Below are 2,488 nucleotides of genomic sequence, written 5' to 3'. Positions count from 1 at the left end.
GTTTCCGGTCCGGGCCGCCTCGCAGGTGTTTCGCGGCAAGTTCCTCGCGCGGCTCGACGCAGCCCGCCGCAGCGGCGAACTGCCCGACGATCCGCAAGGTGCGCCGGATGCATGGCACGCCCGGCGCCGTGCGTTGCTCGCGCATGACTGGGTGGTCTATGCCAAGCCGCCGCCGGGCGGGCCCGCCCAGGTGCTCGACTACCTTGCCCGCTACACGCACCGCGTGGCGCTCTCGAACGACCGCCTGCTCGGCTGCGAGGCGGGTCAGGTGCGCCTTCGGGTGCGCGACAACGAAACCGGCGGCAAGCGCACGGTGAGCATGCCGACCGACGAGTTCATCGGACGCTTCCTGCGTCACGTGCTGCCGGCCGGCTTCAAGCGCCTGCGCCACTATGGACTGCTCGCCTGCGGCCACAAGCGTGCCCGGCTTGCTGCCGCGCGTGCGGCGCTCCAGACGCCGGCACCGCAGCCGGCGGTGATCGAAGCGGCCGCAGACTTCCTCGCCCGCGTGAGCGGTGAGGACCCGCGATGCTGCCCGCACTGTGGGGTCGGGCGTTGGCACACGGTCGAGATCGTCATGGCTCGCCGGTACGATCCGCCCGCGCCGGCGCCGCGCTGTCGGGATGGGCCGCCATGAACGCTCACGCTCCCCCGTCTCGGCCCTTGCCGATGCAACGTCCGCACCGGCAGGCCGTGGCACGTCCCCCGTCTGCTGAACGCGACCGACACCGCACGTCGGATGCACGGCCGGCACCCGATCGCGGCCCATTACGGCGATGGTCGCGAGCGGCTCAGCGGCGTCGGATACGCGTTGCTGACCCGACCCCGCCGCGCGCTATCCGATGTGGATGGACCGCGCGTAGAATCCCCAGTATCACCGCCTGAGCGGCGGTTCAGTTCAACAAGGCTTATCCCTCGCGGCAGGCGCCCGCGCACTGAACGGCGCTTGCGGCGCGAGGGATAAACCCTATTCGCTCAACAAGGCTTATCCCTCGCGGCAGGCGCCCGCGCACTGAACGGCGCTTGCGGCGCGAGGGATAAACCCTATTCGCTAGAGCGCAAATGCTGGACGCCATTTTCTCCATCCTCTTAGAAACCCTGTTCGTTGGCGTTTTCTATTGGCCCGGTTGGCTCGTTTTGAGTGCAATTACACTTGGCCGCTATCCCCCTCAAGCACCAATTCCGCACAATGAGTATTTTGTTGCAACGGTTGGAGCAGCACTACCTTTCACCCTAATAACAATTGCATTGGCATAATTCGGCCGCCTCGCGTAAAACCATTATGTCTAGGCATCACATGACACTTCTCGCGCCATTTGCGCGCCACTATCGCGGGCCCGTTGCGGTTGCCTCCAAAGCGTTAACTGCACGGCTTCTTCTAGTCGCCGCCGCCTTAGTTACTTGTACTGCTAGTGGATGCGCGAAAAGTACTGCTGAGCGCGGGCTGGGCCTTTGGCAGGAGCGCTGCAAGACCTCGGGCGAGTTCATCCACAAAGTCGTCGAAGACGTGGATGGCATCTTCTTGCTCACGCTGCGCACCACGCTCAACTTTGACGATCAATATCGTCTCGATGATCCCTATGGAAGCGACTCCATCGGTACCGACTACATACTGAATTTCCTGCAGGGTTTCTACTATCAGCCTCCCAACGCGAGGCCGCAGGGCTTTCCACCTCGCACGGGCTACCGCTTCGTGGAAGCGCGGGACTCCGAGGATGGCCAACTCTATCGGTATACAGGTCGCTATGAGGAGCCGTGGCAGGCCAACAAGTCTTACTTGAAGGGGTACGTCAGGTTCGTACTCGACAGGACACTGATCAGGACATCCTCGGCCCGATACGGCGTGCGCTTCGATGACATCTCCACGCGAACCGATCGCGAGCACTGGATCGCTGGCAGTTCCTTGAAGGTCGTGGACCTCCAGACTCAAGCCGTCATCGGCGAACGACTGGGGTACATGATCGATCTGGCTCAAGGAAGTAGGGCGAAGCAGCGCTCGCCGTGGCTGCTTGCCGCAAACAACGCCTGCCCCTCCTTCGATCGCAACTATCCCGGGCGGGTGCCTGTACCGGGTGCCGCGCTGCAAGGGGGGCAGACACTCGACTTCGTTGAGAAGGTCTTGAGGCCATCGAAGTAGTCACCGCGGCTGGCGCTGCGTCATCGTACCTCGGTGATGCCTAACCCCTCCCCAAGCGGAGCGGCAACGGCAGGCCACCAGGCCCGGTCTGGCGGTACGCGGTACATTTTCGCCAGCCCGGGCTTGGCGCCCTGCCGTCGTCGCCCGCTTAGCTCAAACGTTGAGCGGCAGCTTTCTTCAAAGCTCAATGACGGCAGTGGGTCGCTATGGATAGATTTGCATAGCGACCCCTATGCATAGCTCTCAACTATGCGTAGGGGCACCCCCCAGCATGGCTGTTCGCTCGGTCGACGGCCGCACTGGGGCGTGGTGTGCTCTGCATAGTTACAGGGTCTGCAAGAACCTCATCAG

The 2,488-nt window shown here is 63.4% G+C and carries 3 protein-coding genes; all 3 read left to right on the top strand.

Annotated elements, in window-relative coordinates:
* Positions 1 to 637, top strand: a 637-nt coding sequence (locus GH664_RS22370; protein ID WP_194270475.1) for a transposase, incomplete at its 5' end; no start/stop codon positions are given.
* A 425-nt stretch (positions 638 to 1,062) separates the two neighbouring features.
* The gene (locus GH664_RS22365) at positions 1,063 to 1,257 is read left to right on the top strand and encodes a hypothetical protein (protein WP_153170278.1); all 195 of its coding nucleotides are present in this window, start codon (positions 1,063 to 1,065) and stop codon (positions 1,255 to 1,257) included.
* A 40-nt stretch (positions 1,258 to 1,297) separates the two neighbouring features.
* Positions 1,298 to 2,137, top strand: coding sequence for a hypothetical protein (locus tag GH664_RS22360; protein WP_153170277.1), 840 nt, complete (start codon positions 1,298 to 1,300; stop codon positions 2,135 to 2,137).
* Positions 2,138 to 2,488: the final 351 nt, after the last annotated feature.

Source organism: Thauera sp. 2A1 (assembly GCF_009469595.2).
In the GTDB taxonomy this organism is placed as follows: Bacteria; Pseudomonadota; Gammaproteobacteria; order Burkholderiales; family Rhodocyclaceae; genus Thauera.
The sequence above is the reverse complement of the archived record's forward strand: the minus strand, read 5'-3'. Positions and strand labels throughout refer to the sequence as shown.